The sequence below is a fragment of the Streptomyces tailanensis genome, from assembly GCF_008386495.1.
Classification (GTDB): Bacteria; Actinomycetota; Actinomycetes; order Streptomycetales; family Streptomycetaceae; genus Streptomyces; species Streptomyces tailanensis.
This window is the reverse complement of record NZ_VTHJ01000093.1, coordinates 1,696-27,108: the sequence shown is the minus strand read 5'-3', so window position 1 is coordinate 27,108 and position 25,413 is coordinate 1,696. Positions and strand designations below refer to the sequence as shown.

The 25,413-nt window shown below is 68.0% G+C and carries 17 protein-coding genes; 7 read left to right on the top strand and 10 right to left on the bottom strand.

Annotation, left to right across the window (positions count from 1 at the left end; translation table 11 throughout):
- Window positions 1-63 precede the first annotated feature (63 nt).
- Window positions 64-1,149, bottom strand: a complete 1,086-nt coding sequence (locus F3T56_RS42070) for a LacI family DNA-binding transcriptional regulator (RefSeq protein WP_149830763.1) — start codon at window positions 1,147-1,149, stop codon at window positions 64-66.
- 260 nt (window positions 1,150-1,409) lie between these two features.
- Between F3T56_RS42070 and F3T56_RS42065 the strand changes: the two genes are divergently transcribed.
- The 4 genes from F3T56_RS42065 to F3T56_RS42050 all read left to right on the top strand — a co-directional run bounded on the left by F3T56_RS42065 (window position 1,410) and on the right by F3T56_RS42050 (window position 9,651).
- Window positions 1,410-3,233, top strand: a complete 1,824-nt coding sequence (locus F3T56_RS42065; RefSeq protein WP_246204501.1) for a rhamnogalacturonan lyase family protein — start codon at window positions 1,410-1,412, stop codon at window positions 3,231-3,233.
- Window positions 3,234-3,279: 46 nt separating this feature from the next.
- On the top strand, window positions 3,280-6,006 hold the full coding sequence (locus F3T56_RS42060) for an exo-rhamnogalacturonan lyase family protein (protein WP_172639412.1): 2,727 nt from the start codon (window positions 3,280-3,282) through the stop codon (window positions 6,004-6,006).
- Between the two features lie 58 nt (window positions 6,007-6,064).
- On the top strand, window positions 6,065-7,033 hold the full coding sequence (locus tag F3T56_RS42055; protein ID WP_149830762.1) for a dienelactone hydrolase family protein: 969 nt from the start codon (window positions 6,065-6,067) through the stop codon (window positions 7,031-7,033).
- Window positions 7,034-7,257: 224 nt separating this feature from the next.
- On the top strand, window positions 7,258-9,651 hold the full coding sequence (locus tag F3T56_RS42050; protein ID WP_149830761.1) for a beta-galactosidase: 2,394 nt from the start codon (window positions 7,258-7,260) through the stop codon (window positions 9,649-9,651).
- On the opposite strand, the gene F3T56_RS42045 is transcribed toward F3T56_RS42050, so the two are convergent.
- On the bottom strand, window positions 9,614-9,856 hold the full coding sequence (locus tag F3T56_RS42045) for a hypothetical protein (protein WP_149830760.1): 243 nt from the start codon (window positions 9,854-9,856) through the stop codon (window positions 9,614-9,616). The genes F3T56_RS42050 and F3T56_RS42045 overlap by 38 nt on opposite strands.
- Window positions 9,857-10,451: 595 nt before the next feature.
- Between F3T56_RS42045 and F3T56_RS42040 the strand changes: the two genes are divergently transcribed.
- The 3 genes from F3T56_RS42040 to F3T56_RS42030 are packed head-to-tail and all read left to right on the top strand — an operon-like array spanning window position 10,452 to window position 13,716.
- Window positions 10,452-11,873: an ABC transporter substrate-binding protein gene (locus F3T56_RS42040; protein WP_149830759.1), complete on the top strand. Its 1,422-nt coding sequence runs from the start codon at window positions 10,452-10,454 to the stop codon at window positions 11,871-11,873.
- Between the two features lie 8 nt (window positions 11,874-11,881).
- Window positions 11,882-12,826, top strand: coding sequence for a carbohydrate ABC transporter permease (locus F3T56_RS42035; RefSeq protein ID WP_149830766.1), 945 nt, complete (start codon window positions 11,882-11,884; stop codon window positions 12,824-12,826).
- A complete protein-coding gene (locus F3T56_RS42030; protein ID WP_062930617.1) occupies window positions 12,823-13,716 on the top strand; it encodes a carbohydrate ABC transporter permease in 894 nt (297 codons plus the stop codon). The genes F3T56_RS42035 and F3T56_RS42030 overlap by 4 nt, the downstream gene beginning before the upstream one ends.
- Before the next feature lie 183 nt (window positions 13,717-13,899).
- Here the strand turns inward: F3T56_RS42030 and F3T56_RS42025 are convergent, their stop codons facing one another.
- The 8 genes from F3T56_RS42025 to F3T56_RS41990 all read right to left on the bottom strand — a co-directional run.
- Window positions 13,900-15,303: a family 43 glycosylhydrolase gene (locus F3T56_RS42025; protein WP_149830758.1), complete on the bottom strand. Its 1,404-nt coding sequence runs from the start codon at window positions 15,301-15,303 to the stop codon at window positions 13,900-13,902.
- Between the two features lie 41 nt (window positions 15,304-15,344).
- Window positions 15,345-17,135, bottom strand: coding sequence for a glycoside hydrolase family 30 beta sandwich domain-containing protein (locus F3T56_RS42020; protein ID WP_425473739.1), 1,791 nt, complete (start codon window positions 17,133-17,135; stop codon window positions 15,345-15,347).
- A 7-nt stretch (window positions 17,136-17,142) separates the two neighbouring features.
- Window positions 17,143-18,576, bottom strand: a complete 1,434-nt coding sequence (locus F3T56_RS42015; protein ID WP_149830757.1) for a non-reducing end alpha-L-arabinofuranosidase family hydrolase — start codon at window positions 18,574-18,576, stop codon at window positions 17,143-17,145.
- A 5-nt stretch (window positions 18,577-18,581) separates the two neighbouring features.
- Window positions 18,582-20,012, bottom strand: a complete 1,431-nt coding sequence (locus tag F3T56_RS42010; RefSeq protein ID WP_149830756.1) for a family 43 glycosylhydrolase — start codon at window positions 20,010-20,012, stop codon at window positions 18,582-18,584.
- Window positions 20,013-20,026: 14 nt separating this feature from the next.
- Window positions 20,027-21,514 (bottom strand): family 43 glycosylhydrolase, encoded by a 1,488-nt coding sequence (locus F3T56_RS42005; RefSeq protein ID WP_149830755.1) that lies wholly within the window; start codon window positions 21,512-21,514, stop codon window positions 20,027-20,029.
- A 51-nt stretch (window positions 21,515-21,565) separates the two neighbouring features.
- On the bottom strand, window positions 21,566-23,086 hold the full coding sequence (locus tag F3T56_RS49940) for an RICIN domain-containing protein (RefSeq protein WP_149830754.1): 1,521 nt from the start codon (window positions 23,084-23,086) through the stop codon (window positions 21,566-21,568).
- Complete coding sequence (locus tag F3T56_RS41995) at window positions 23,083-24,567, bottom strand: GDSL-type esterase/lipase family protein (protein WP_246204499.1); 1,485 nt, start codon at window positions 24,565-24,567, stop codon at window positions 23,083-23,085. Before F3T56_RS41995 ends, F3T56_RS49940 begins: the two co-directional genes overlap by 4 nt.
- A gap of 62 nt (window positions 24,568-24,629) precedes the next feature.
- Window positions 24,630-25,413: RICIN domain-containing protein (locus tag F3T56_RS41990; RefSeq protein WP_149830764.1), on the bottom strand; the 784-nt coding region annotated here is incomplete at its 5' end.

Genomic DNA, 25,413 nt, shown 5'->3' with positions numbered 1-25,413 from the left:
CTACCGGATCCGCCACACCGCGCGGGCCGGATCCGCCAGATTGATCGAAACCAGATACGCGCCCTAGTCCGGGCCTGAGGCTTCGCCCACGTTGGGGCAGACCGAGTCGCGGACGACGATGTGCGTGCCCAGCAGGACGTGCTCGGAGGCCCCGGGTGTCTCGCTCTTCAGCGCGAGCCGCACGGCGGTGCGCCCCAGCTCCTCGTGCGGGATGTAAACGGTGGTGAGGTCGATGTCGGCGGCCGGGGGGAGGTCGTCGAATCCGACCATCGACACATCCTCCGGAATGCGCAGCCCGCGCTCTCGCAGCGCCTCGCGCGCGCCCGCGGCGATCAGGTCGTTGCTGGCGAAGACGGCGGTGAAGTCCCGCGGCCCTGCGTCGAGTCGCTCGCGCATCATGCGGTAGCCCTCGCGCCGCACCATTCTCGCGCCGTCGACCTCCAGCCCGGGATCATGCGGTACGCCGTGCGCGGCCAGGGCGGCACGGTAACCGGCGACCCGGCTCTCCGGCGTCGTGTACCCGGACCGCCGGCCGAGGAACAGGATGCGCTTGTGGCCCGCCGAGAGCAGGTGGCTGGTAGCGGCGAACGCGCCCCCGGTGTTGTCGTACTCGACCACGATGGCCGGTACGTCGGGGCCCAGCGGCGGGCGGCCGCACAGCACCAGCTGCGAGCCGGCCGCGGCCAGTGCGCGGGCATAGCCGGCCATGCGCTCGCGGTAGGCCTCGTCGGGGTTGATGTTCCCCACGAGAATGACCGCTTCGGCGTGCTCTTCGCGCATCAACTGGATCGCGGCCAGCTCGCGTTCGAGATCTCCGCCGGTGGTGCCGACAATGCAGAGCCGGCCCGCACGCGCGGCCTCCTCGTGTACCCCCTGCGCTACATGTGCGTAGTGCGGGGAGATGACGGAATTGACCACGATGGCCACGCTCTTGGGCCGCACACCCGCGAGTCCCCGGGCGTGGGCGTTGGCCACGTAGTCGAGTTCGCGCACGGCCCGCATGACCTTGCTGCGCGTGGCAGGGGCGTTGGGGTACGTACCGGAGAGGATGCGCGAGACGGTGGCGACCGAGACGCCGGCATGTCTGGCCACGTCCTTGATCGTCGCAGGGCGGGGCTTTCCGTCGCCGGAAGCGATCCGACGCGGCATCCGACCTCCCTGCATCCCGTTTTATTGCCTCGGCGTGTTAACCGTTTGAACTCGATGATGAGCCGATCGATGTGACACGTCAAGCACGAAGGAGGCGGGAACACACCGCTCTTGACATGCCCCCCTCACAGTGCTTGCATCGCGCCCTGTGTAAACGGTTCAACATGCGCTGATACTCCGCACGTATACGAGCATGAGGAGCTCCCATGGAGCACAGGCACAGACGTCGGAGCGGGTTACGCCGGGCAGGTTCCACCGCGGTGGCAGCGGCCGGGGCGATGATCCTCGTCGTCGGCCTCTCGCAGCTGGGCACCGCCTCCCCCGGCACCGGTACGGCTCAGGGCACGACCGCGGCGGCCGCGCGTCCGATGGAGAACCTGGGGCGCGGCGTGGTGGCCGTGCGCTCCGGCGAGAGCGACGTCCTGGTCTCCTGGCGGCTGCTCGGCCTGGACCCGGAGAACATCGGCTTCAACGTCTACCGCGCCACCGGCGACGGCGACTGGTCCCAAATCAACGACGACGTCCTCACCGATGGGACCAACTTCGTCGACTCCGGTGCCGACCTCTCGCAGTCCAACAGCTACCGGGTCACGCCCGTGGTCGACGGCGAAGAGGGCGAGCCCAGTGGCGCATTCACCTTGGACGCCGATGCCGCCGACGAACCGGTGGTCCGCGTCCCGCTGCGCGACGGCGGCCGGATCCAGTTCGTGTGGGTCGGCGACCTCACCGGCGACGGCGAGTACGACTACGTGATCGACCGCCAGACCTCCCCGCAGAGCATCGAGGCCTATTCGAGCGAAGGCGACTTCCTGTGGGAGGTCGACATGGGGCCGAACAGCACCGATCAGAACAACATCGAGGGCGGATCGGCCACGATCGACGTCGGACACAACGACGGCGTCACCGTCTACGACTTCGACAGCGACGGCCGCTCCGAGGTCGCCGTGCGGATCGCCGACGGCGTCACCTTCGGCGACGGAGAGACCTTCAGCCACGACAACGACACCGAGCAGTTCATCGCCATCCTCGACGGCCAGACCGGCGCACTTCGCTCGTCGGCCCCGGTCCCGACCGACTACATCTCGGACGGCCCGATGTACGCCCGGTTCGCCGCCTGCTATCTCGACGGCGAAACACCGAGCCTGGTCAGCTACATGAAGAACCGCGTCGGCAACGGCGGGTTCAACCTCATGGTCACCGCCTGGAGCTTCGACGGCAGCAACGTCGACATGCAGTGGAAGTGGCTGCGCAACGGGAACCACCCCGACGGGCACAACAGCCGCTGCCTCGACGTGGACAGCGACGGCGACGACGAGTTCGCCGAGATCGGGTTCGTCCTGGACGGTGACGGTTCGCTGCTCTACTCGATGGGAGGCCAGGGCATCGTCCACGGTGACCGCTTCCACATCGCCGACATGGACCCGTCGCGGCCGGGCCTGGAGGGCTACGGCGTGCAGCAGGACAACCCCGGCGGCCTGCACGAGTACTACTACGACGCCGCGACCGGTGAGCTCATCTGGGAGCACTACGGCTCCGTCGCGGACGTGGGGCGCGGCATGGCCGGTGACATCGACCCGAACCACCCGGGCATGGAGGTCTGGTCCTTCGACGGGCTCTACAACGCCCCGAGCAACCAGCTGGCCGAGCCCGACACCAACCTCCGGCCGTGGCCGCAGATGGGCCTGTGGTGGGACGGCGACATCACGATTGAGCTGTTCAACAACGGCAAGTTCGAGAAGTGGGACCCGGACAACCCCACCCCCACCAACAGCGTGCCGCGCCTGTTGCGGGCCCAGGACTACGGCGGGACCGTTGGGCCCCGCAGCCAGCCCGGCTTCCTCGGCGACATTCACGGCGACTGGCGCGAGGAGGTCGTGCTGCCCAACGGGAGCTCCGACGAGCTGCTCGTCTTCACCACCGATCGCCCCAGCGACATCCGGCTGTACACCCTCGCCCACAACCCGGTCTACCGCAACGACATGACCGTCAAGGGCTACATGCAGTCCCACCACGTCGACTACTTCCTCGGCGCCGGCATGGAGCAGCCCCCGCGGCCCGACATCAGCTACGCGGGCAGCGACTGAGGACCAGCCATACGCGCACTTCAAGGAGTTGATCACCGTGGTTCCCATGAGTCGACGTGCAGTGCTGGCCTCATCCGCCGGTGCGACGGCCGCGGCCGTGCTGGCCTCCGCGGGCGGCCGCGCCCACGCCGAGCCCGCTCGCCGGGCGGCGCTCCCCGAGCTGAAGGGGCACGACCCGGTCGGCCTGCGATGGCTCGAAGGCGACGCTCCGGCGGAGATGGCGGCGGGCACGACCTGGGGCGTGCCGTGGCCCCGCGGCTCCTTCGCACCCGATCAGGAGTTCTCGCTCGCCACCGACTCGGGGGAGCAGGTCCCCGTGCAGAGCTGGCCCACCGGCCGGTGGCCGGACGGCTCCGTGAAGTGGACGGCCCACGCGATCAGCGGAGCCGCGCCGCGCGCCGCCGCATACCGGCTCCGGTCCGGCTCCCCGGCCTCGCCCGCCACGCCCCTGACCGTCCGTACCGGCGGTGCCGAAGTCACCGTGAACACCGGCGTGATCGAGGTGTCCTTCGGGCGCTCGGGCAAGCAGGTCGTCACGGCCGTCCGGCGCGGCGGCACGGTCATCGCCAACGGCGGACGCCTGGTCGCCTCCCGGCAAGACCAGCCGGGCACCGACGGCGCTGCCGTCGTCAGGACCGAGTCGTTCAGCGGCGTCGTGCGCTCGGTGCAGGTCGAGCAGGACGGCCCCGTACGCGCGGTGATCAAGGTCGAGGGCAAGCATGAGAAGGGCCGGCGCGCCTGGCTTCCCTTCGTGGTGCGGTTCTACCTGTACGCGGGCTCGGACGCCATCCGCGTGGTGCACACCTTCGTCTTCGACGGGAACGAGGACAAGGACTTCATCAACGGCCTCGGCATGCAGTTCACGGTGCCGATGCGCGGAGCGCTGCACGACCGGCACGTCCGCTTCGCCGGCGACGGCAACGGCGTGCTCGCGGAGGCGGTACGCGGGATAACGGGGCTGCGCCGCGACCCGGGAGAGAACGTCAGGCGGGCCCAGTATGAAGGACGGACGACGCCCGACACCGCCACCTGGGACCAACGGGTCACTTCTCGCCTGCAGTACATCCCGGCCTTCGGTGACTACAGCCTGCGCCAGCTCAACGCCCACGGATTCGAGATCCACAAGCGCACCGCGCAGGGCCGCTCGTGGGTCCGGGTGGACGGCGGCCGCCGGTCGCGGGGGCTGGCCTACGTCGGCTCCCCGACCGGCGGCCTGGCCTTCGGCATGCGCAACTTCTGGCAGCTGCACCCGACCGAGCTGGAGATCACGGGCGCCGGCGGCGACGAGGCGCAGGCTGCCGTATGGATGTGGTCACCCCGGGCGGAGGCAATGGACCTGCGCTTTTACCACGACGGCCTCGGGCAGGACACCTACCCGGAGCAGCTGGAAGCCCTGGAGATCACCTACGAGGACTACGAGCCCGGCTTCGGGACCCCGTACGGCGTCGCACGCACCACCGAACTGACCCTCTGGGCGCTCGCGGCGACACCGACCGCCGAGCGCTTCGCCGAGCTCGCCGCGGCAAACGGGACGCCGCCGCTGCTGGTCTCGAACCCCGAGCACAACCATGCGGCGGGGGTGTTCGGCTCATGGACACCAGTCGACCGCTCGACTCCTGCGAAGGCGGAGCTGGAGGACAAGCTCGACGCCATGCACCGCTTCCACCGGGAGCAGGCCGACCAGCGCTCCTGGTACGGATTCTGGGACTACGGCGACATCATGCACACCTACGACCCGGACCGGCACGTGTGGCGGTACGACGTCGGGGGCTACGCCTGGGACAACTCCGAGCTCTCCACGGATCTGTGGCTGTGGTACCACTACCTGCGCAGCGGCGACGCAAAGGCGTTCCGCTTCGCCGAGGCGATGACCCGCCACACCGGCGAGGTCGACGTCTACCACCTCGGCAAATACCGGGGCCTTGGCACCCGGCACGGGGTCATGCACTGGGCCGACAGCGCCAAGCAGGTCCGGATCAGTAACGCCGGCTACCGGCGCTTCTACTACTTCCTCACCGCCGACGAACGCGCCGGCGACCTGATGCACGACCTGATCGACTCCGACCGCAGCTTCCTCGCCCTCGACCCGCTCCGCAAGATACGCGAGGGCGGTCCGCTCGACCCCGACCCCGCGGCGCTCCCGGTGGGGATCTCCACCGACTGGGGCGCGCTCGCGGGGGCGTGGCTCACCGAGTGGGAGCGGGGCGGCGATCCGGTCGCCCGCACGAAGCTGATCAATGGCGCCAGGACGATCGCCGCCCTGCCCAACGGCTGGGTGCAGGGCGGCAACGTCACGTACAAACTGTCCGACGGCACAGTTTCCGGACCGGACGAGAAGATCGTCGCCGTGGGCGCGCTGAGCTCCGTCTTCGGGCTGATCGAGGTCATGACCGAGCTGATCGACCTGGTGGACGAGCCGGCGGTGGAGGACGCGTGGGTGGCCTTCTGCCGGCTCTACAACGCCACACCGGAGGAGCAGCGCGCGGCCACGGGAGCCAGTTGGGGCAACCTCAACCTGCGGCAGGCGTATGCGCGGGCCACCGCGTACGCGGCGAAGCAGCTGGGGGACGAGGCGCTCGCGCAGCGTGCCTGGAAGGAGCTGCGTACCGGGCATGCGGGCTACCCCGAGGATCACCCCTTCACATCGGAGCGCATCGAAGGTCCGGCTGTGCTCAACCCCATCGACGAGGCGAAGTTCTCCACCAATGCGAGTGCCCAGTTCGGCCTGGCGGCCATCCAGTGCCTCGCCCTTGTCGGCGAGCACCTCGAGTAACCCGCACGCAAGGCCCTTCTCGGGTCCGTCGAGCGTCACCGCAAGGAGGAACACGGCAATGCAGCGAAGCGTCACCGGACTCCCGGCGCCCGCCGGCACCGGAACCGGCCGGGCAGTACCCCGCGGAAGGAGCGAGCCGCGCAGACTCGGCGTGGCCCTGCTCGCGGCCATCGTGGGCATGATCACGGCGGTGGTCGCGATGCCGCCGGCCTCCGCCCATGGGAACCCGTACGAGCGGGGCCCGGACCCCACCGTGGAGAGCGTCGCGGCCGAGAGGGGAACCTTCGCCACCGATGAGCTGGACGTCGAGCCCGGCCACGGGTTCAACGGCTGGAAGATCTACTATCCCAAGGACACCGGCCTGGGCACCTGGGGCGCGGTCGCGGTCGTGCCCGGCTCCACCGCCAGCTGGAAGGACGAGGGTGCCTGGATGGGGCACTGGATCGCCTCGTTCGGGTTCGTCGTCATCGGCATCGACACCAACAGCCCCACCGACCGGGACGACGCCCGCGGCCGGCAGCTGCTGGCCGCGCTGGACTACCTCACCGAGGAAAGCCCCGTCGCCGGCCGAGTCGACCCCGACCGGCTGGGCGTGATGGGACATTCCATGGGTGGCGGCGGTGCCATCCACGCCGCCACCCAGCGGCCGGAGCTGCAGGCCGCCGTCCTGTTCGCCCCCGCCTCGTTCTCGCAGGACCTGTCCGGTGTCAAGGTCCCGACCATGGTCATGGGTGCGATCGACGACCCAACTGTCACACCGGAGTACCTCGACGAGCTCTACGCCACCTTGCCGGCCGACACCCCCGGCTCCTACGTCCAGCTCTCCAGCGGCAGCCACGCCTTCCCCACGTCGCGGAACATATCCGTCACGCGCCTGGCGATCCCCTGGCTGAAGATCTTCATCGACCACGACACCCGCTATACCCAGTTCCTCTGTCCGGACCTGGCCGACACCGACGACATCTCCCGGTACGAGAACACCTGCCCCTACGAGCCCACGACCGAAGAACCGCTGCCTGTGCGGTAGCCCTCACTGAACGGAGATTTCGCCATGACAGAAGGAAGCACGGCCGCATCCAACGGCATGGCGCGGCGCCTGGGACGCCGAAAAACAACTCCTGGAACCTGGATAGCGACCTGTTGGGCTCTGCCCTGCAACGCGCCGGCACCAGATCTCGGCGCAGGACACCATGCCGACTTCCTTTTCGATGAACCTACTTCCCGAGCCGCCCCCTGCAGGAGGCACCTGCCATGCTGTCGCTGCGCGCCCAAGAACCATCCGCTCCCCTCACCGGCCATCTCGCGATGGACAGCCCGCACGGGCCACCCGTGCCCCTGAGCGTGGACAGCAGACGCGTGCTGCGGGCGGGCCGGCCGTGGATTCCGGTGATGGGCGAATTCCACTTCAGCCGGTACCCCGCCGCCGAATGGCGCGAGGAGCTGCTGAAGATGCGAGCCGGCGGCATCAACCTGGTCGCGACGTACCTCTTCTGGAACCAGCACGAGGAGCAGCGGGGGGCCTACCGCTTTGACGGCGACCTCGACATCCGCCGGTTCGTCGAACTCTGCGCGGAGCTGGGACTGTCGGTAGCCGTGCGCATCGGGCCCTGGTCACACGGGGAATGCCGGAACGGCGGCTTCCCCGATTGGCTGGCCGGCACAGAATGCGTCCCGCGCACGGACGACCCCGCGTACCTGGCGCTTGTCAGGCCCTACTTCGCCCGCATAGTCCACGAGCTGCGCGGTCTGTGGCACCGCGACGGCGGCCCGGTGATCGCCGTACAGGTCGAGAACGAGCTGTACGACCAGCCCGGGCACCTCGCGACGCTGCGGCGCATGGCCGAGGAAGCCGGGGCCGACGCCCCCCTGTGGACGGCCACCGCCTGGGGCGGGGCCCGCATACCCCCGGACGTGCTGCTGCCGCTGTACGGCGGCTACCCGGAGGCGTTCTGGGAGGACGCCCACCCGGGGTGGGCGCGGGAGATGCGCCGCCATTACTTCTTCACCCCGGTCCGCGACGACCATGCCATCGGGGCCGACCTCCGCAACGCGGCGCCCGCCGGCGGCTCGGACGACCGCCGCTATCCGTACGCCACCTGCGAGCTCGGCGGCGGCATGGCCATCGCCTACCACCGGCGGCCGCTGGTGCCCGAGCGGGACGTCACGGCGCTGGCGCTGACCAAGATCGGCAGCGGTTCGGTGTGGCAGGGCTACTACCTCTACCACGGCTGCTCGCAGCGGCTGGAGCACGGCGTTCCCAACCAGGAGTCGCACGCCACCGGTTATCCCAACGACCTGCCCTCGGTCACGTACGACTTCCAGGCGCCGCTCGGCGAGTACGGCCAGGTCCGGCCCGCCTACCACGCGCTGCGCCGGCAGCATCTCCTCCTCCAGGACGCCGGCGCCGAGCTGGCGGACATGCCGCTGTCGCTGCCCGATGCCGGGCCCGGCGGCCTCGACGACCGCATGACCCTGCGCTGGGCAGTACGCTCGCGCGGCGACACGGGCTTCCTCTTCGTCAACAACCACCAGCCACACGAGCCGCTGCCGGACCACGAGGACGTGCGCTTCGCCGTCAAGCTGACCGGCGGCACGGTGACCCTGCCCGAGGAGCCGGTGACCGTGCCCTCCGGCGCCCACTTCGTCTGGCCGCTGGGATACGAGCTGGGCCCCGGCGTGCGCCTGAACTGGGCGGCCGCGCAGCCCCTCACCCGCCTGGAGATCGACGGCACACCCACCGCCGTACTGGCGGCCACCGAGAGTGTCACGCCGCGGCTGCACCTGCCCGCCGGTACGCGGGTCGAGGGGCCGGACACGACGGTGCGGGTACGGGAGGCGGCCGACGGCACGCTGGTGACCGTGCCCGACCCCGGCACCGGCGCGCTGCTGACGGTCCACGGACCGCACGGCCCGGTCCGCGTGCTGGTGCTCTCCGCCGAGCAGGGGCGGCAAGTCAGCCGCGTCCATATCTGGGGATGCGACCGGCTGGTGCTCTGCGACGACCTGGTGCTCGCCGACGGCGAGGAACTGCGCGTGCACACGGCCGCCGCCCCGGACATCGCCCTCCTCCCTGCGCCGCCCGGGCTGACCGGCACCACCGCAGGACCCGGCGTCCGGGACGGCGCGTTCACACGCTGGACCCTGAGCCCGCCCGCGTCTGTGCCCCCGCCCGCGCCCGCCGTCACGTGCGTGCGGTCCGAGGCCGTCGCCGCCCCGGCCCGTACCGGCGGCTCCCACGGCCGTGCCTCCGCACCGCTGGACGCCGACTTCGAACGGGCCAGTGTCCATCACATCGCCGTCCTGCCCGAGGTCTTCGACGAGAGCGAGGAGGCGGGTGAGGTCCTGCTGCGCATCCAGTACACCGGCGACGTGGCCCGGGCCTACATCGGCGGCAAGCTCATCGCCGACCACTTCTGGTACGGCCCGGTCTGGGAGATCGGGCTGCGGCGCTTCGCCGCCGAGGCCGTCCGGCACGGGATCGAGCTCCGGATCCTCCCGGCGGCCCGCGAGAACCGCATCTATGTGGACCCCACAGCGCGCGACGGCCTGGACGCCGCCCGCGCCCGGACGTCCGTGGACGCCGTGTCGCTCCTGCCGCTGCGGCGGCTCACACTTCGCGCACCGCGGGGATCCGGCCATGACTGACCGCACCCCGGTCAGCCGCAGCGCCCTGCTGTGCGGCGGCACCGAACTGGGCCTCGGCCTTGCTCGCCGCACCCGCCCTCGCCGCGTGCGGCACCGCGCACTCCCAGCCTTTGGACGTACGACCCGCGGCCACCGACATCGTGACCCGCATGATGGCCCAGGCGTTGGCCGACGGCGGCACTCCGGACCTGGCGGGCATCGTCATCGACCAGTTCCCCCGCGACGGTCCCAGGCGTTCGCCGAGCACCTGTTCACCGACCCGACCGAGACCGTGCGGCCTTTCGGGGACGACCTCCTCAAGCTCGCGTCCCCAGGTGCGGCCCTTGAGCGGGTACCCCACAGCTACTACGCCGCCGCGGCCGAGCCGTGGTCAATCCGGTGGTTGCACACCATCGGTGATGAGCTCCCCGACCTCCTTGCCGCCATAGGCCTCAGGTTGCCGCGGCGAGGGCCCTGATCGCCGACCCGGTGCGTGCTTCGCGTTCGTAGAGGGCATCTGTGATGACCTGGCGCACGACAAGACGGCCGCGAGTCTCACCGCAGCCGCCGACACAGCGTGGCACCTGCTCACGCTTCTCCGCCCGGTTCCGCGCGATGAGCTGCTCTGCCGCTCCTCCCGTCACTTCACCGCCGGCAACGGGATCACATCGGTCGCCGCCACGGCGCTGCTGTACGGGGCCGGCCAACAGGCGCAAGCAATCGAAAGTTTAACCGTTTGTATTGACACTATTCGGGCGTGGGGCTAGCTTCCGAGTCCCAAATGTTAAATCGTTTCAACACACCCTTCGAGTGGAGTGCTCGTGCCCCAGCTTCCCCGCCGCACCCAGCTGATCGGCGCCACTCCGGCCGGCGCCGTGAGCCAGTTCCCCAGGCCGCCGGCAGGCCAACACATCAGCCGGCGCCGCTTCCTCACCAGTTCGGCGCTTGCGGCCGGTGGCGCGTTATCAGTGCCGCTGCTCGGAGCCTGCAACGCCAGCACGGAGTCCGGCGACGGCAAGACCGTCCTGACCGTCATGTACATGGCCAACGAGCTGACGAAGGAGCAGATAGCCGACTTCGAGGCCAAGAACCCCGATATCAAGATCAGGTTTATTGCGCACGACGGCACCCGGCTCAACGCGATGCTCGCCTCGAACGAGCCGCCGGACTTCGTGCGCGGGCCGGCCGTCGGCAGTGCGCGGACCAATGCACAGGGGTTGGCCACCGAGCTGGACCAGTACCTGGACAAGAGCAGCGTGTTGAACAAGGAAAGCCTGCTGCCTGTCAACGACAGCTTCCGGTGGGACGGCAAGCAGATCGGCAGTGGCCCGTACTACGGGCTCGTCAAGGACTGGAGCCAGGACGCGACGCTCTGGTACAACCGGGCGCTGTTCAAAGAGGCCAAGATCGAGCCGCTGAGCACGACCGAGCCGATCTCCTACGACGAGCTGTTGGAGATCGGGAAGAAGCTGACCAAGAAGAGCGGCGGCAAGACTCAGGTCTACGGCCTCGGCCTGGAATGGGCATGGAACCTGTACGCGCCGCTCTCGATGATGATTCTCCAGCAGGGCGGCGAGGTCTACAGCGCGGACCTGACCGAGACCGATATGACCACGCCGCAGGCCCTGCGAGCGCTGAAGTGGTACGTCGACTTCGCCAAGGCCGGCGTCGGTCCCACCTCCCTCGACCCGGCGCCGGACGGCGCCGACCTGTCGCTGTTCCTCGCCAAGCGGATGGCGATCACCCAAGACGGTTACTGGTACGGCGGCAATTTCGTCGAAGAGTCCGACGAGATCAAGAACAACATCGCGATGGCGCCTGCGCCGGTGATGGGCGACAAGCGGATCAGTCCGACGTACGCGGGCTGGGGCGCCTACATCCCCGCGAAGGCCAAGCACAAGGACGAGGCCTGGAAGCTCATGGAGTACTTCATGGCCGGGAAGCCGTCGGAGGACCGGGCCAAGAGCGGCTGGGGCATTCCGGCCTTGAAGTCGCAGCTGGAAATGATGCCTCAGGAACTGCCGTACCAGAAGCAGGTCTATCAGACGCAGCAGGCCGAGTTGGAGTACGCCGAGCAACTGCCCGACTCTCCCTACATCGGCGGCGCCACCGCATGGGACCCCGTACTCAACAAGCACCTTCTGCGGGCCATCAAGAACGAGGTCACCGTCGAGGCCGCAGGCAAGGCGATCACCGATGAGATCAACAAGCTCTTGCGGCAAGGCAAGGACCAGATCGGCTAGTGACCGCCATGACAACGAAAGGGACCCGGCGACGCAGGAAAGGCTGGCAGAGGTATTCCAGCCGGACGTTCTACCTGTTCGCCTCGCCGTGGCTGCTCGGCTTCGCACTGCTCACGGCGCTACCGCTCGGCTACGCGTTGGCGATCAGCTTTACCAACTTCGACGGTCGCAGCCCACGTTGGCGCTGGGTGGGCTTGCGCAACTACACCGAACTCTTTGACGACGCGGATGTCCTCGCCAGCATGGTCCGCACCCTCGCGTTCACTGCGATCGCGGTGCCGATCATGGTGGCCGGCGGGCTCGGTCTGGCGGTGCTGCTCAACCAGCGGCTGAAGGCGGTCGGCCTGTTCCGGGCGATCTTCTTCCTGCCATCGGTCGTCCCGATGGTTGCCGCGGCCATCATGTGGAAGCTGATCTTCAACCGGGACGTCGGCATCCTCAACGAGATTCTCGATGTGATCAGCATCCCTCCGGTCACCTGGCTGGTCGACCCGAACGCGTTCTACGCGCTGGTCATCCTCATCCTGTGGGGACTCGGCGGCGGGATGGTGATCATGCTTGCCGCCCTGCAGGGCGTGCCGGCTGAACTGGAAGAGGCGGCGATCATCGACGGCGCCAACCGCTGGCAGGTGTTCCGGAACGTCACCGTTCCGATGATCTCGCCGGTCATCTTCTTCCAGGTGGTGACCGGCGTCATCTTCACCTTCCAGATCGTCATTCAGCCGCTGTTGCTGTCGCAGACGCGCGAGGTCGGCCAGGTGACTCACGTGCCGGAGAGCACCCACCTGTTCATGGTGCAGGTGTACGAGGAGTACTTCGCCAACAATCGCTACGGTTACGCCTCCGCGATGCTGTGGGTGTTCTTCCTGGTCATCCTGGTCGTCACGCTCATCGTGCTGCGGTCCAGCCGGCTGTGGGTGCATTACGAGGTCGACAGCGAGGCTGACCGATGACGCAGACCACCGCGGCCACGCCGCCCGCCGTCAGCACACCACCGACTGCCCGGCGTCGGCGCCCACGTCGTCGGGGCAACGCGGCGCGCACCTACCTGATCCTGATGGCGCTCGCGGTGCTGTTCGCCGGCCCATTCGTGTGGCTTGTGCTTGCCGCGTTGAAGACCAAGGCGGAATGGGTGACGATCCCGGCGAACATCCTGCCGGAGGATCCACAGTGGGGGAACTTCACGCAGGCCCTCACCGAGATCAACTTCCTGGCGTACCTGGGGAATTCGGCGTTCCTGTCGTTCGTGTTCGCGACTCTTGTGACGTTGTCCAGTGCGGCGGTCGGGTTTGCCTTCGCCCGCCTGCGTGGGCGCGGCAAACGCCCGCTGTTCGTGTTGGTGCTGTCCACCATGATGCTGCCGCAGATCCTCACCCTGATCCCGACGTACGTGCTGTTCGCCAGGGTGGGACTGGTCAACACGTACTGGCCATGGGTGATGTGGGGCCTCGCGGCGTCGCCATTCCTGGTGTTCTTGTTCCGCCAGTTCTTCGCCGCCATCCCCGCCTCACTGGAGGAGGCGGCGATCATCGACGGGTGCGGGTACGGCCGGATCTTCGTGCAGATCTTCCTGCCGCTGTCCCGGCCCGTGCTGTTGACTTCTTTTGTGCTCTCGTTCACCTGGACCTGGGGCGATTGGATCGCCCCGGCCCTGTTCCTCGATCCCGACCAGACCACACTGTCGGTCGCTATCGCCTCGTTGTACGTCGACCCTCATGGCAACCCCGACGCCACGGTGCAGGCGGCCGCCGCCACCCTCTACGTGGTACCCGTCCTGGTGATCTTCCTGTTCGCTCAGCGCTACTTCATCCGCGGCGTCGTCAGTTCGGGCTTGAAGGGATAAACCTCGATACGCCTGGTTCTGGCGGTCGCGGATGGCGCGACCGTCTGATCCACCGCATCCGCCGTGAACGCGACCGCGGCCCATGCCACGGCCGCCGCAAAGGCTTCACCGAGTCCGAAGACGCCCGCCTGCTGGACACTGCCCACCCGCCTCACGCCGCCATACCCCCGCTGATGAAGATCCCTATATCGGGTCGACGCCGTCAATGGTCGGCACGACCGGTCGGATGCTGCCATCGGCATTGAAGTACAGGCGGTCGATCATGGTTTCGCGGTGGGTGCCGTCGCCGTTCGGGATGGCGAAGCGGTGGTAGGCGATGTACCACTGGTCGGTGCCGGGGACCTGGACGACCGAGTGGTGACCGGTGGCCTTGATGCCTTGGCTCAGGTCCTTCTGGAGGATCGTCCCGACGCGGTTGCTCCAGGGCCCGGTCGGTGAGGAGCCGGTGGCGTAGGCGACCCGGTAGTCCTCTGAGCGGGTGTCGTTCTCCGACCACATGAAGTAGTACGTGTTGCCGCGCCTGGCGACGAAGCTGCCCTCGTTGTAGTTCGCTGGCCGGTAGGTGCGCACCTGCGAGGAGTTGAACGAGACCATGTCGCTGTTCAGCGGCACCTGGTGCGAGGAGCCCTGGCCCCAGTACAGGTACGACCTGCCGTCGGCGTCGGTGAATACGGCCGGGTCGATCATCTGGCCCGCATAGGAGCCGGCCGGCACGAGCGGCTTGCCGAGGGCGTCGCGGAACGGGCCGGTGGGTGAGTCGGCCACCGCCACACCCAGGTGCTTGCGGGTGTCGCCGCTGGCGCGACCGGCCGAGAAGTAGAAGTAGTACTTGCCGTTCTTCTCGGCGATGCCCGGGGCCCAGGCCGAGTTGTCCGCCCATGCGATGTCGCTGTCGACGTCCAGGATCACGCCGTGGTCGGTCCAGTTGACCAGGTCCTTGGAGGAGAAGGCCCGGAACTGGGTGCCCGACCAGCCGGCGAAGCCGTCGGTGGTCGCGTAGAGGTAGTACGTGTCGCCGAACCGCACGATGTTGGGGTCGGCGAACAGTCCCGGGATCGCGGGGTTCGACACCGTGTTCAGCTCCCACTGCTGGTTGGTCCCGGTGCCGCAGGTCTGCTGCCGGAGGCGGGTGCCGTTGGCGGTCGAGGCGCCCGGGACCTCGAGGCATTTGCCGGAATGCCGCGCCATCAGCCGGGTGTGGCCGGCGCCGGTGTTCTCGATCTTCCACTGCTGGTTGGTCCTGGAGGAGCACGACCACTGGATGACCGCCGCGTTGTCGGCGGCAGAGGCACCCGAGACGTCCAGGCACTTGCCGGAGTGGCGGGCGGCGAGCTGCACATACCCGTTGCCGAGGTCGCGGATGCGCCACAGCTGATTCAGCCCGTCATTGCACGTGTACTGGCCGACCTCGGCGCCGTCGGCCGTCGAGGCGCTGACGACGTCGGCGCACTTGCCCGAATGCCGGGCGATCAGCTCGACCGAGGTCCCGTCGGTCAGATGGTGGGCGGCCGCCGCCGGGGAGACAGTGGTGAGGGCCAACCCGAGGCCGAGTATGCCGGTGAGCGCCGTTCTGCCTGCCGTTCGCATGACAACTCCTGAAGGTGTGATCGGAGGAATGCGGGTGCTGTTCAGCCCGGGGCGAGTTCGACGTAGTCGAGGTTGGGCAGACCGCCGACGCCGGTGGGGTTGAAGCGGATGATGTTGCTGCCCTCGCCGACGTTGACGGTCAGCGTCTTCGAAATCCACCTGGACCATGCGCCCGTGCCCTCGAACGACACCTGCTGGACTCGCGTGCCGTTGACGATGAGATCCGCGGGCCGGGCCGTCGTGGTGCCATTGGCGAACCTGACCGCGATGGTGGCGGTGCCCGCGCTGGCCGCGTTCACGGTGAACTGTGCATAGGCGCCGGCGGCGTTGTCACCGTTGCAGAATCCGGTGCCCGAATAGCCCGGCCAGTTGGCGTCGATGGTGCCGGTGCACACCGCAGGCGCCGTCTCCGCCTCGTATCGCGTGGCGGAGCCGCTGCCTTGTACGACGTAGGTGACGGCCGATCGCGCCGGCACGGTTGCGGTGAAGGCACCATTCGACACCGCAGTCGCGGGCTGGGCCGTCATGCTGTTGCCGCTGTTCGTGAGGTAGGGCGTTGCCGTGCCGCCGCCGATCCCGGTGTTCTGCAAGGAGAACGTGACCTGGTTGGCGCTCGTGGCTGCATTGAGCGCGACCATGACCACGCTGCCGTCGGTGTTGCGGAAGGAGGAGATGCGCAGATTGCTGTCCGAGGTGGACGCTGCGATGCGCGTTGCGCCCGGACGGATGAACCGGCTGTAATTTGCCATCGCCCACAGCCGCTTGGACACGCGGTAGGCATCACCGTTGAGCTGGATGAAGCCGCGGGTGGTTCCGATGGATGCGCCGTACCAGTACACATAGCCGTTGACGTTGCCACCGGTCAGCGCCGTGTGAATCTCGTTGGCCACCCGGTATCCGTCGTAGCCGCTGCCGTCGTCCCAGGCTTCGTTCCATGTAGTGCCGTCCGGTGACCACTCGGACATCCACGTCGGTTTCGATGTGGCCAGGCGTATGCTCGGGTAGCTGCCGTACGAGTGCCCGGTGTGCAGGTCGACCAGGCCGCGTGCTGTGCTGTCGGCCTCGATGGCATTGGTGTAGGTCTTCTGCCCGTCCCAGCCGACCACATCGCAGCAGGCCATGTTCAGCCCATGGGTGTCTGCCATCGGCCCGAGGACTTTGCTGAACTCCACCGCTTGTGCCGGCGTCAGCCGCATCGACGAATAGTCGGTGGTCCAGTTCGGCTCGTTGGTGAATCCCAGATCGGTGATGGGGATCCCTTCCTGGGCGTAGAACTTGGTGAACTGCACCAGATAATTCGCGTAGGCGCGCCGCCAGTCGCCGCTGGCGCAGGTGGCGCCCGACAGCCCGCACAGCGTGCCGCCGTTGGTGTCGGTGCCGTTGGTCTTCATGTAACCCGGCGCACTCCACGCGTCGGCGTAGAACCGGTTGACCCCGTAAGCCTTCGCCTGTTGCGCCAGCCAGACCTGGCCATCGTCGTTGCCGTTCCACACATAACGCGGTGTCGCGTTCGGACCACCGGGATTCACCGGCTGGATGGAGCCGCTTCCGGAGGCGATCCCCAGCCGCAGGATCGACAGCCCCGCACCGGTGGAACGCGACAACAGCAGGTCCAGGACCTCCTGTTGCTTCTGGGCCGACAGTCCCTGCGAGCCGCGCATGATTGCCGAACGGCCGAAGAATTCGGAGAAGCCAAAGCCATCGATCTTCTGGTATTCGGTCGAGCCGTTCACGGTCACCGTTGCGGCCGCCGGAGCCGGGGGTTCGATCGCGGCAGTGCCGGCGACAGCCGTTATCATCGCGGCCATCACGGCGAGCAGTCGACTTTTCATGGCAACCTCAACAGGTCGAGTTCGTTTGGGTGAGCAGGCCGAGCCGCCACGGCAGCAGGCTGTACGGGTCGCCGGCATTCGGGTCTTTGCCCTGATACAGGTACTGCATCCGGCACGGGCTGATGGGCAGCGTCTGGTCGATGCCGTTACGGATCATCTCGCCATGGCTGATGTCGCGCGTCCATGTCGTGCCGCTGAATGTCACATTGGCCGCGCCGGCGAACGGGCCGGCCTCTGTCGCGGCCAGCGCCGTCCACGGTCCGGTGATGGCCGGTCCCGTCCACGAGCGGAAGTAGCGCTTTCCGCCGGAGCCGATCGCCTCGACTATCAGCAGATATTGCGAGCTCGCTACGCGGTATACGTTGGCCGCTTCCCACAGCGGATACCGAGCGCTGTCCTGCATGGCGATCACGGTGTTGCCGAAGCCGTTGGGGAAGTTCGCCAGCGAGGTCTCCGACCGGTAAAGATGGCCGTTGTCGTCGGAGGAGAACAGGTGGCATTTCGCGCTGTCGCAGATCACCCAGAAGTCGACCCAGTAGCCGTTGCCGATGTTGTCCCTGATGATCTGCGGCATTCCGTTGGCGTAGAAGGGCTTCGGTGCGCTCCACGACCGCGGGTTGCTGATGTCGGACGTGGTCGAGTACGCCGCGTTCGACCCGGTCTGGAAGACGAGATACCACTTTTGCTGCGGCGCGAAGTAGAACACCTGGGGCGCGGCTTTGTAGCCGCCGCCGATCGCGGTCTGGTCGAGGTAGTGCTGCGTGGCAGAGTTCGCCTGCGACCAGTCGGTGAAGTTCAGATACACCATGCTGTATGCGCCACTTTGGTTGGTGGTCGTGGCGAAGACGTGATACCGGCCGTTGTGGTACACGACCGACGGATCCTTGAGTGCGCGGATGTTGTGCGTCGCATCGGATTTCGGCGAGATGAGTATCCCGCTGGAGCTCCACTGGAAACTGCCCGGAAGCCCGCCCCCGAGATTGAAATCCAGATAGTCGATGTTGGGCAGCCCGGTGGCGGCAGCCGACCTGATACGGATGATGTGGTCTCCGGCGCTCACCGGCACCGTGAGCGTTTTCGTCGTCCAGGACGACCAGGAACCGGTGGGCTCGAACGAGACACTTTGGACGGTCGCGCCGTCGACCAGAACGTCTGCCGGGCGCGCGGTTGTTCCACCGTTGGCGAAGCGTATGCCGAGCGTGGCTGTGCCCGCCGTCGCCGCGCTCACGGCAAATTGTGCGTGCGCCCCGACGGCATTGTCCGTGTTGCAGAAGCCGGTGCCGGAGAACCCGGACCAGTTCGCATCGATGGTGCCGACGCAACTGGCGGCGGCGCTCTCCGCCTCGTACCGCGCCGCCGCCGCGTGCGCCGAATTCCCTTGTGCCACAACGAACGTACTGATGAGCAGGCATAAGCCCGCGATGGCAGACTTCAGTCGCATGACGGCTACTCCAGGTGGAAAGTGGCGTCCGCGCGGTCGGTGGCGGTGCTCAGCGGCTGGGCGTAGAGCGCGTAGCTGTAGTGGCGCAGGTAGCGGCCCGGGGTGCTGACGGACTCGAAGCTCACCGCGGCCGGGTCGGCCTGGCCTGCCCGCCGGGTGAAGCTCGCACTGTTCTTGAACCCGGTCGTGCCGTCGCTCTTGTCCAGCCAGATCTCGTAGTTCCGGTTCCGCAGGTAATAGCCGGGATTGCTGGTTGACTCCAGCGACACCGTGCCGCTTCCGGCCAGCCCGGTGACCATACGGAACTGCGACTCGGCCAGGTTCGTCATATCCGCGTCGATCCGTCCGCGGAACGAGACCTGCCGGATGTAGCGGTCCGGGAAGTTGTACGACCTGAACCGGTACGGCGTCACCCCGTCCGGCACCGGGATGCCGAAGTTCGGTGTGCCGTCGGCGTTCCAGTACAGCTTCTGGATGCGGGTCCGCCGGTTCGGGTCGTTGAGCGGATCGCCGCTGATGTCGCGGTAGCTGCGGTCGTGGTAGACGAGGATGTCGCTCTGGCCGTCCTCGGAGACCGTGAACGAGTTGTGCCCCGGGCCGTACTGGCTCGTCGCGGCGTTGCTCCTGAATACCGGCTGCTGCCTCTTGCTCCACGACGCCGGGTTCATCAGGTTGGCGGTCACCGGAGCGGTCAGCATTCCCATGCAGTAGTTGCTGTCCGTGGCGCTGGCCGAGTAGGTCAGGAACACCCTGCCGTTGCGGATGAGCACCGACGGGGCTTCGTTGACCTTGTGCCCTTTCGTCTCCCACGACAGCGTCGGCACGCTCAGCCGTGCCGGGGTGCCGGAGATCGTCCACGGGTTGCTCATCGGCGCCAGATAAAGGCTGCTGTTGCCGATCGCCGGGTCCTGCTGGGCCCAGCACAGGTAGCGGGTGCCGTTGTGCGCGAACGTGGTCGCGTCCAGGGAGAACGTGTCCGCGTGGGTGATGATGCGCCCCTTCTCAACCCACGTGCCGATGAACGGGTCGGCACTGCTGTTCTCCAGGACCCACATCCGGATCCGCCAGACGTCGTTGCTGCGGCCCGCGGCGAAGTAGATGTACCACTTGCCGTTGATGAAGTGGATCTCCGGCGCCCAGATGTGCGCACCCATGTCACCGCTGGCGTGCCTGCGCCAGATCACCGACTCGCTCGCGCCGGCCAGCCCTTGCAGCGTCGCCGCCCGGCGCAGGATGATCCGGTCGTACTCGGGCACCGTCGCGGTGAAGTAGTAGTAGCCGTCGGTGTGCCGGAAGATGTGCGGGTCGGCCCGCCGTGCGATCAGCGAGTTCGTGTACGTCACCGGCGGTGACGCCCATGCCGCTGATCCGGTCAGCAGGGTTGCCGTGGCCGCCGCGCCCAGTGCGGGGACGGCGAGGAAAGTACGTCTGCGCATCGGTCACTCCTTCCTCAGACGGGTTGCAGCTGCCACTGCTGGCAGTTGTTGTTGAGCCAGCGCCACTGGCGTACTGCGGATCCGTCGGCGGTGCCGCAGCCGGGCACGTCGGCGACCTTGCCGCTGTTGACGTTGGCCAGCCGCACCCAGCCGTCCTGATCGGTGACGGGCATGCGGAATTTCTGGCAGTTGTTGTTCAGCCACGACCACTGCTGGATGTTGGTGCCGTCGGCGGTGCCGCAGGCGTCGACGTCGAGCGCCTTGCCGCTGCGGACGTTGACCAGCCGGCTGGTGTCGTTGCCCAGGTCCTCGATGCGCCACTGCTGGTTGGTGCCGCCGTTGCAGGTCCACTGGATGACGTCCGCGCCGTCGGCGCCTGAGGCGCCGGACACGTCAAGGCATTTGCCGCTGTGACGGTTGACGATCCGGTACGCCGACGGCGTGGCCGCCGTCTCGCCGGCCGGACCGGCGAGTGTCACACCTGTTGCCACCGGAGTCCCGAGGTTCGGCGTCCCGTTCGCGTTCCAGGTGAACTTCTGCGCCCGGGTGGTCCGCCCGTTGCCGCAGCCGCCGTTGGAGGCCGAGTTCGCGTGGTAGACGATCCAGTTCTCGGTGCCGTCCGGGGAGGTGAAGAAGCCGTTGTGACCGGGCCCGTAGACCCTGTTGGCGTCGTTGCGCTGGAAGATGGGGCCGGCTGCCTTGGCCCAGGACGAGGCGGACAGCGGGTCGCCACCGGTGTAGGTGAGCATGCCCAGCTTGTAGTCGGCGGTCTGGCACGAGCTCGCCGAGAAGGTGACGAAGGTCTGGCCGTTGCGCTGCAGCGCCACAGGGGCTTCGTTGACCGGCGCGCCGGACCGCTCCCACGAGTTGGTCGGCTGCGAGATGACGCTGAACGTGCTGCTGGCGAGGGTGTACGGGTTGCTCATCGGCGCGATCACCAGGCTCTGCGCACTGCCGCCCACGAACCCGCTGCCGAGCAGGTAGAGCGAGCCGCCCAGACGCAGCACGCTGGCGTCGATGAGCCAGCCACCCGGGGTGAGATTGGAGCCGGCGAGCTTGTTCTTGTACGTGTACGGGCCCATCGGGTCGGCGCCGGCGCTCTCCAGCACGTGGGTGCGCTGGCTGTCGCAGCAGGCGGCGCCGACCTGGCCGGCGGAGTAGTACAGGTACCACCGGCCGTCGATGAAGTGGATCTCGGGGGCCCAGAAGTTTGTCCCGCGCGAGGACGTGCTGTCCTCCCAGACCTGCACGCTGGGCGCGGTGGCGAGGCCGGCCAGCGTCGGCGCCTTGCGCATCAGCAACTTGTTGGTGAACGTCGTCGTGATCAGGTAGTAGTTGCCGTTGTAGTACTCGAGCCAGGGATCGGCCCCCTTCTGAGCCTTGATCGGATTGGTGTACGGGCGGCCCGGTGCGGCGGAGGCCGGCTGCGCGATGCCGACGGACAGCGCCGTGCACAGCGCCATCAGCACGGCCAGGAGGACGCGGTAGCGAGTACCGGACATGTCGGAGCCCTTTCGACAGTGATCGTTTCGGTCGCTCCACGACGGGGCGGCTCAGCCCCAGCGCTGCAGCAGCCGGTCGTACTCGGCCTGGGTGACGGGGAGGACGGTGCCGTGGCGCGGCCGGCCGGGCAGGGAGTAGCCGGAGACGGGCGTCCATTGCCGGGCGTTCAGGTCGGTGGTCGTGAACGGGACGTAGCCCCGCCCGCCGTACTCGTCGATGAACATGTACCAGCGCTCGTCGGTATTCGATTTGAAGACCAACGGGCCCTCGCCCTGGCTGATCGCGTTGTTCCCGAGGCATTCGGCGACGAACGAGTAGGTGCGGTTGAGGATCGTCGCCGACTTCTCCGCGAGGATGAACTTGCCGCACGCGGTCTGCGACGCGCTCCGCTCGTCCTTCGTGAAGCGGTAGTACGTGCTGTCGTGCTTGATCAGCGTCGAGTCGATCGTCGAGTAGCCCTTGTCGACCCAGACCTGTGGGGCGCTGAAGGTCCGGAAGTCGGATGTGGTGGCGTACATCATTCGGTTGTAGCTGCTGCCGGTGTGGTTCGGATCGCCGGCCGAGTACAGCTTCGACGCCCAGAAGACGACGTACTTGCCGAGTTCTTCGTCGTAGTACGCCTCCGGGGCCCACGTATTGCCGGCCGTGTCCGGTGAGACGCGTGCCAGGCGTGGCGCGCTCCAGTTCACCAGGTCGGTCGACTCCCAGACCACGATGGACTTACTGCCCGTCCGCTGGACCTGGTCCCAGTTGCCGTTGCCGTACATCCGCAGGTCGGTGGCGATCTGGTAGAACTTGTCGCCCTCCGGTGAGCGGATGATGAACGGATCGCGCACGCCGCGGGTGCCCACGGTCGAGGTCAGCACGGGCCGTCCGTCGTTCAGCTGGCGCCACCGGGTCGGGTCATTGCCCTGGCTGAGCGCGAAGTAGACCTGCTCGCCGGCGGAGGTGTTCTCACCGGTGAAGTAGGTGAACAGATAGCCGGCGTACTTCGGGACCGGTGCCGCGTCGACACGGACCAGTTGCCACTGCTGGTTGGTGGCGCCCGTGTCGGTGTACTGGGAGATCCGCGCGCCGTCGGCGGTGGAGCGCTCCCAGACGTCCAGCGCCTTGCCGCTGTTGCGGTTGATGAGCTTGACGTATCCGCTGTCGGTGTCCACGACGCGGAATTGCTGGTTGGTGCCGCCGGTGTCGGTCCATTGGATGACGTTCGCGCCGTTCGCCGTGGACGCCGAGGAGACGTCCACCACCTTGCCGCTGTGCCGGGCCCGGAGCTTGTAGTAGCCGCTGCCGGAGTCGACGAACTGGAACTGCTGGGCGGCCTGGTCGGCGCGGGTCTGCTGCTGGACGGCGGCGCCGTCGGCGGTCGACTGGTCGGCGATGCCGATTGCTTTGCCGCTGTGCCGCGCCACGAGCTGGTAGTACGCGCCCGGATCGATCACGGCCGCATTCGCCGACGGTCCCACGATCGCCGCGAGGCAGCTGGCGATCAGTGCGCCGACGAGGACGAATATCGTGCGGCGGCGTAACGGACGTCTCGGTGCGGCCGGTGCGTGGAAAGGCTGTCTCATGGAACCCTCCTGGGTTGCAGATAGCTGACCAGGGACAGGTTGTGTTCGCGGACCCCCTCGACGACCAGGTCCGCCATCTTCCCGGCGCCGTACTCGGAGAAGTGGGTGTTGTCCGTGACCCCGTCCTCCGACTGGCGCAGGTAGAGCGCGGCGGAGCTGGTCGGCCCCAGCGACTCCACCAGCGCTTTGCTCTTGGCGGTCAGGTCGATGACCGGCACGTTGAGCGCGGAGCCGAGCCTGCGCATCTCGGCCGGCAGGTCGACGCCCACGCCGTTGACATGGAGCGCGGTGGGAGTGAGCCGGTCGCCGTTGAACTGCCGCCGCACCGGTGGTGTGACGAGAACGGGGTCGCCGCCCTTTTCCCGCACCTGGTTGATCATGGAGGTGAGGTTGCTGCGGAACGCCGATGCCGACGTGGACTTGTCGTTGTGTCCGAACTGGATGAGTACCAGGTGGTTGCTCTTGATCAGTGGCTTCATGGTGGGGAACAGCGCCGAGTTGCGCAGGAAGCTCCCCGAGCTCTCGCCGGAGTCCCCGTAGTTGGCGATGGCCGCGCCCGCCGTCACATGCGTGGGCAGGATCTGGCCCCAGCCGGTCCACGGAGCGAGCATCTGGTCACATGTCGTGGAGTCCCCCGCCAGGTACACCGCCAGGGGGTTGGTCGCCGCCTGCACCGTCAGGCCGGACAGCTGCGGCGCCTTTCCGGCGAAGGTGATGTCCAGTCCGGGAGTGCCCGTCCCGCCTTGGCCCGTCGGCTGGCCCTCCGGCTGCCGGACGTTGATGGTGAAGGTGTGCTGGGTGATCGTGCCGGCCGCGGTGTCGACCGCGGGCAGGACGCGGCGGCGGGCCTCCACCGACATCGAGGTGTTGCCCGCCGCGGCGCTGTCGCCGATCCATGCGGTGACGGTGTAGTTGCCGGGAGCGACGTCGAAGTGGCAGACGATGGGCGCGCCGCCGGAGCACTGCGGCGGCCGGCCGGGCGGCTCGGGCGATGTGCCGGCCTCGACGTCGAGGTAGTCCACATTGGGCAGACCGCCGGCGCTGGTCGGACTGAGCCGGATCGTGTTGCTGCCTGGATTCAGCCGCACGGCCGAGGTTTTCGTGGTCCAGCTGTTCCATCCGCCGGTGGGCTCGAATGACGTCGACAGCACGGTGACGCCGTTCACCATCACGGCGGCGGGGCGTGCCGTGGTGGAGCCGTTGGCGTATCGGATCGCCAGCGTCGCCGTACCTTCCTCAGTCGCGCTCACCGTGAACTGCGCGGCCGCGCCGACCTCGTTGTCGCCGTTGCAGAATCCGGTGCCGGAGTAGCCGTCGTGGTTCGACTCGATGAGCCCATCGCATGTGGCCGGCGCGGTTTCCGCCTCGTACCGGGGGGCCGCGGCGGACGCCACCGCGGGGCTGACTATGTGGCCGGCGCCGGCCAGTATTGCGGCAAGTACGGCAGTGAGCAGCGCTCCGCGCCGTCTGGCTAAAAGCATGATCGACCTCCAGATGCGTGGAGTGGGGCGGTGCCGGATCATCGGCCCCGCCCCACCACACGTCAGACGCGGCGACGGGCGAAGCGCTGGTTGGCGTTGCCGGAGTAGGTGTACTGGGTGATGCGAGCGCTGTTGGCGGTGGAGTACTCCCAGACGTCCATGGCCAGGCCGGACTCCCGGTTGACGAGACTGATCACGTCACCGCCGTGGTCGACGACGCGCCACTGCTGGCCGGTGGCGCCGGAGTCGGTCTGCTGAACGATGTCCGCGCCGGTCGTGGTGCCCGCGGGCTGGAGGAACAGGCCACTGTGCCGGGCCTTGACGCGGACGTGGCCGCCGCCGGCGTCGATGAACTCGAACTGCTGGTTGGGGCGGCTGTTGGCGGTGTACTGGACGAGCCGGGCGCCGGCGGCGGTGGAGGCCTCGTAGATGTCGGCGGCCTTGCCGCTGTGCTGGGCCACCAGGCTGTAGACGGCCGGGCCGCCGGGGGTGTCGCCGCCCAGCTGGGCTTCCCACCTGGTGTTGGATCCGGCCGCGTCGGCCGGGAGGCGGTCCCGTGCGGCGGTGTCGTCGTACATCGTCCAGCGGGCCCAGTCGACGACGGTCCTGGGGAAGCGCTGGTCGCTCCAGAAGCTGGTGTGGCTGCCGCCGACGAAGGTGAGGAACGCCTTGGGCCAGGTGATCTCCGAGTACGCCTGCCGGGCCGAGGAGTACTGCGTGGTGGAGTCCCGGTCGCCGTGCACGAACAGGACCTTGGCCGTGACCGAGCTGGATGGGTTGCCCATGTCCTCGCAGGACTGGGGGTTGGCGGAGATGATCCTGCTGTCCGGCCAGGAGGTCAGCAGG

What these genes read in the sequence shown, in the direction of transcription:
- F3T56_RS42070 (WP_149830763.1), bottom strand. Translation starts at nt 1,149, where the DNA reads ATGCCGCGTCGGATCGCTTCCGGCGACGGAAAGCCCCGCCCTGCGACG.
- F3T56_RS42060 (WP_172639412.1), top strand. Translation starts at nt 3,280, where the DNA reads ATGAGTCGACGTGCAGTGCTGGCCTCATCCGCCGGTGCGACGGCCGCG.
- F3T56_RS42055 (WP_149830762.1), top strand. Translation starts at nt 6,065, where the DNA reads ATGCAGCGAAGCGTCACCGGACTCCCGGCGCCCGCCGGCACCGGAACC.
- F3T56_RS42050 (WP_149830761.1), top strand. Translation starts at nt 7,258, where the DNA reads ATGCTGTCGCTGCGCGCCCAAGAACCATCCGCTCCCCTCACCGGCCAT.
- F3T56_RS42045 (WP_149830760.1), bottom strand. Translation starts at nt 9,856, where the DNA reads ATGACGATGCCCGCCAGGTCCGGAGTGCCGCCGTCGGCCAACGCCTGG.
- F3T56_RS42035 (WP_149830766.1), top strand. Translation starts at nt 11,882, where the DNA reads ATGACAACGAAAGGGACCCGGCGACGCAGGAAAGGCTGGCAGAGGTAT.
- F3T56_RS42030 (WP_062930617.1), top strand. Translation starts at nt 12,823, where the DNA reads ATGACGCAGACCACCGCGGCCACGCCGCCCGCCGTCAGCACACCACCG.
- F3T56_RS42025 (WP_149830758.1), bottom strand. Translation starts at nt 15,303, where the DNA reads ATGCGAACGGCAGGCAGAACGGCGCTCACCGGCATACTCGGCCTCGGG.
- F3T56_RS42020 (WP_425473739.1), bottom strand. Translation starts at nt 17,135, where the DNA reads ATGAAAAGTCGACTGCTCGCCGTGATGGCCGCGATGATAACGGCTGTC.
- F3T56_RS42015 (WP_149830757.1), bottom strand. Translation starts at nt 18,576, where the DNA reads ATGCGACTGAAGTCTGCCATCGCGGGCTTATGCCTGCTCATCAGTACG.
- F3T56_RS42010 (WP_149830756.1), bottom strand. Translation starts at nt 20,012, where the DNA reads ATGCGCAGACGTACTTTCCTCGCCGTCCCCGCACTGGGCGCGGCGGCC.
- F3T56_RS42005 (WP_149830755.1), bottom strand. Translation starts at nt 21,514, where the DNA reads ATGTCCGGTACTCGCTACCGCGTCCTCCTGGCCGTGCTGATGGCGCTG.
- F3T56_RS49940 (WP_149830754.1), bottom strand. Translation starts at nt 23,086, where the DNA reads ATGAGACAGCCTTTCCACGCACCGGCCGCACCGAGACGTCCGTTACGC.
- F3T56_RS41995 (WP_246204499.1), bottom strand. Translation starts at nt 24,567, where the DNA reads ATGCTTTTAGCCAGACGGCGCGGAGCGCTGCTCACTGCCGTACTTGCC.